The sequence below is a fragment of the Bartonella phoceensis genome (assembly GCF_902825145.1).
GTDB classification, from domain to species: Bacteria; Pseudomonadota; Alphaproteobacteria; order Rhizobiales; family Rhizobiaceae; genus Bartonella; species Bartonella phoceensis.
In genome coordinates, this window is the sequence record NZ_CADEAD010000092.1 from 1 (window position 1) to 238 (window position 238).

Below are 238 nucleotides of genomic sequence, written 5' to 3' on the forward strand. Positions count from 1 at the left end.
ATTTCTGGTGTTGGTGAGGGAAAGAACAATGATGATGCTGTTAATAAAGGCCAACTAGATAAAAGTTTGAAGGATCTTTCCAACAATCTTCAATCTGAAGATTCAGCAGTCGTTCTTTACGATAAAAAAGGTGATGAAAATAGCACTACGGATTATACGAGTGTTACTTTTGGCAAAGGCAAAGATCGTGCTCCTGTAGGTCTTCATAATGTTGGGAATGGTCAGATTAATGAGAGTT

1 protein-coding gene is annotated in these 238 nt (G+C 37.4%); it reads left to right on the forward strand.

Annotated features, from left to right (window positions below; genetic code table 11):
* Window positions 1-238, forward strand: a 238-nt coding sequence (locus J7R07_RS08200) for a hypothetical protein (protein ID WP_208436350.1), incomplete at both ends; no start/stop codon positions are given.